2 protein-coding genes and 1 pseudogene are annotated in these 3,469 nt (G+C 74.9%); 1 reads left to right on the top strand and 2 read right to left on the bottom strand.

Translation table 11 applies throughout. The annotated features are described in order from the left end of the window. Window positions 1-134: 134 nt before the first annotated feature. Both ACFU7Z_RS37745 and helR read right to left on the bottom strand, forming a co-directional pair. On the bottom strand, window positions 135-434 hold the full coding sequence (locus ACFU7Z_RS37745) for a DUF6087 family protein (protein ID WP_380782623.1): 300 nt from the start codon (window positions 432-434) through the stop codon (window positions 135-137). Between the two features lie 142 nt (window positions 435-576). After that, the gene (gene helR / locus ACFU7Z_RS37740; protein ID WP_380782621.1) at window positions 577-2,733 is read right to left on the bottom strand and encodes an RNA polymerase recycling motor ATPase HelR; all 2,157 of its coding nucleotides are present in this window, start codon (window positions 2,731-2,733) and stop codon (window positions 577-579) included. Window positions 2,734-3,233: 500 nt separating this feature from the next. Between helR and ACFU7Z_RS37735 the strand changes: the two are divergent. Next, a pseudogene (locus tag ACFU7Z_RS37735) lies at window positions 3,234-3,469 on the top strand (hypothetical protein); the annotation flags it as partial.

Raw genomic sequence — 3,469 nt, 5'->3', positions numbered from 1 at the left:
GGGTGGCGCCGGACCCCGCCCGCTTCTCGGGGGCCGGTCACTTCTCGGGGTCCGGTTACCGCCCGGGGTCCGGTTACCGCCCGGGGTCCCGTTACGGCCCGGCATCCGGGTCGCGGCCCGGGCCCGCGCGGGCCTCAGGGCTTGCGGTGGCGCCCCGGCGCCTTCCCCGGCCGCCGCGCCTGGCGCCCGGGCCGCGGCACTCCCGCGCCCTCGGCCCCGTACAGGATCCGCTGGGCGGTGGCGTAGTCCTCGGCCACCGTCTCCGGCAGCCACTGGTAGCCGTCCCAGCGCACGATCAGCCTCGGTTCGCCCGGCAGCACATGGGCGCCCCGCTGCCGCCCGACCGTGAGCCGTACGACCCGCAACTGCCCGACCGGCCGCAGCCGTTGCTCCCGCCTGGCCGCCCACGACGCCAGCGGTTCCTCCTCGTCCATCGCCCCAGTCTGGCCTCCCGACGCCGCCACCCGACACCTGCGTCACCCGACCGGGCGACGCGCGTTCCAGCCCCTCCGCTCCCTCCGTCCCCACCCCGCTCCCTTCGCCGTCTCTTCGCCGTCTCTTCCGACGCTTGACGCTTCACACGCTCCTGAGGACCACCAGCCGCTGGGTGGCCCTGGTCATCGCGACGTAGCGGTCGACCGCCCCCTCGACACCCCCGCCGAACGCCTCCGGGTCGACCAGCACGACCAGGTCGAACTCCAGCCCCTTGGACAGCTCCGGGGTCAGCGACCGGACCCGCGGCCGCGCCTCGAAGCCGGGGGCACCGATCACGCAGGCGACCCCCTCGGCGTGCTCGGCGAGCCAGCCGTCCAGGACGGCGTCCAGCTCCGCCACCGACCCGTGCACGACCGGGATGCCGCTGCTGCGGACGGAGGTCGGCACGTTGGCGTCCGGCAGCGCCGCCCGGATCGCGGGCTCGGCCTCGGCCATGACCTCCTCCGGTGTCCGGTAGTTGATGCTCAGCGAGGCCACCGTGCTCCGGTCGAGCCCGATCCGCTCCAGCCGCTCCTGCCAGGACTCCGTGAACCCGTGCCTGGCCTGCGCCCGGTCCCCGACGATGGTGAAGCTCCGGGACGGGCAGCGCAGCAGCAGCATCTGCCACTCCGCGTCGGTCAGCTCCTGGGCCTCGTCCACCACGATGTGCGCGAACGGCCCGGCGAGCGGCTCCGGGTCGGCGCCGGGCAGGGCCGTCTCGTCGACCAGGGTGTCCTGGAGGTCGCGCCCGCGCAGCATCGTCACCGCGCCCTCGCCGTCGTCGTCGGCCTGCAGCAGGTCGCCGATGACGTCGGCCATCCGCGCGCGCTCGGCGGCGGCCGCGGCCTCCCGACGGCGCCGGCGCCGGTCCGCCTCCGGATCGCCGAGCCGCTGCCGGGCCGCGTCCAGCAGCGGCAGGTCGGACACCGTCCAGGCCTGGGGCGCGTCCTTGCACTGGAGCCTGCGGACCTCCTCGGGGGCGAGCCAGGGCGCGCACATCCGCAGGTAGGCGGGCACCGACCAGAGGTCGCCGACCAGGTCGGCCGCGTCGATCAGCGGCCAGGCCCGGTTGAGCGTCCCGGCCAGCTCCCGGTCCTGCCGCAGCGACCGGCCGAACAGCTCGGGCGAGGCCCCCGCGTCCTCGTCCAGCTTGTCCATCAGGATCGTGGCCAGCTCCTCCCAGATCTGCTCGCGGGCCTCGTTGTGCGGGGTGCCCGGGTCCGGCGCGTCGAACGCGTCGGACCAGTCCTCGGCGCTCAGCCAGAGGTCGGCCCAGTGGGTGGTGACCTCCATCCCCTCGGCGGGCGGCTCCTCGTAGAACCGGACGGCCTTCTCGATCGCCCCCACCATGTCGGCCGAGGACTTCAGACGGGCCGTCTCGGGGTCGCTCTCGGACCCGGCCTTCGCCCCCTCGGCGACGAGGTCCCGCACGGTGCAGGTGCGCACCCCCTCCTCACCGAGGCTGGGCAGGACGTCGGCGACGTAGGCCAGGTAGGGCTGGTGCGGGCCGACGAACAGCACGCCGCCGCGCCGGTGGCCGAGCCGGGGGTCGGAGTAGAGCAGGTACGCGGAGCGGTGCAGCGCGACGACCGTCTTCCCGGTGCCCGGGCCGCCGTCCACCACCAGGGCGCCCCGGGACCCCGCCCGGATGATCGCGTCCTGGTCGGCCTGGATGGTGGCCAGCACGTCCCGCATCCGGGCCGACCGGTTGCCGCCCAGGCTCGCGATGAACGCGGACTGGTCGTCCAGCGCGGCGTGCCCCTCCAGGGCCTCGGCGCTGAACACCTCGTCCCAGTAGTCGCCGATCCGGCCGCCGGTCCAGCGGTACCGGCGCCGGCTCACCAGGCCCATCGGGTCGGCGTGGGTGGCCCCGAAGAACGGCTCGGCCGCGGGCGAGCGCCAGTCGACCAGTAGTCGGCGCCCCTCACTGTCGGTGAGGCCGAGCCGCCCGATGTACACCGGCTCCGGGTCGTCCGCGTGGACGACCCGCCCGAGGCACAGGTCCAGGCCGAAGCGGCGCAGGGCGCGCAGCCGACCGGTCAGCTTGTGCACCTCGATGTCCCGGTCCATCGCCTCCCGGCCGAGGCCGCCCGGCGCGCGGCGCAGCGCGTCGAGGCGGTCGGACAGCTCCGCGATCGACTGCTCCAGGCTCTCCGCGACGGCCGCGAAGTGCCGCTCGTCCTCACCGATCAGCGCCGGGTCGGCCTTGGCGACGAGGCGGGCGGGAAGGTCGAACGCGCTGGTGGTGCGGCTGTTCATGGCATCAGCTCCGATCTGAGGCCTGCGATTGTGCGCCACCACGGGGGCCTTGCCGCAAGACCCCCCATGCGCTATACGTTGAGAGTGGCAAGGGGTGGGTTCTCCCCCGGCCAGTCTCCGGTTCGTCTCCTGCTCGTCTCCGAATCATCCCCGGCTCCTTTCCGGGCGCGCTCGACCGCGCCGCGCTCCGCACCGCCGCTCACGCCCCCGCTCCGCGCCGCCCGGTCCACCCGCACCGTCCGCGCCGCTCAGGCTCCCCGGGCCGCGCCGCGCCTAGCCGAGGCGGCGCCGCGACGGCAACCCCGGCTCACCCGGGAGGCTTACCGCACAGCGGAGTTGGACCGCATCGGGTGGTGTCCGGGTGACGGCATCCGGACCGGTTCGTTGGGTGCTACGGCGGGGGTGGGTGCCCCGGTAGCGGGCACTGCCGCCTCCCGCCGTGCGGTCCGAGCCACCGTCGGCCGCCCTACACCGCACCACCGATCCGAAGAGGTCCCGCAATGTCCGAACCATCTGCCACGCCGCAGTTCCCGAGCAGCCCGACGGGCTCGGCCGACGGCACCTCGGCCGGACCCGCCACCCCCAAGAGCCTGCTGGAGCAGATGCAGGAACTGCTCGCCTCCGTCAGCGCGGACCTCGCCGAACTCCAGGGCTCCGTCCCCGGGAGCGCCGACTCCACCGCCTATCCGACCGGCACGGACACCTCCGGTGCGTCCGAGGCCTCGGACGCACCGGG

The sequence above is a fragment of the Kitasatospora sp. NPDC057518 genome (assembly GCF_042802075.1).
Lineage (GTDB): Bacteria > Actinomycetota > Actinomycetes > Streptomycetales > Streptomycetaceae > Kitasatospora.
This window is presented reverse-complemented; position numbering and strand designations above follow the sequence as displayed.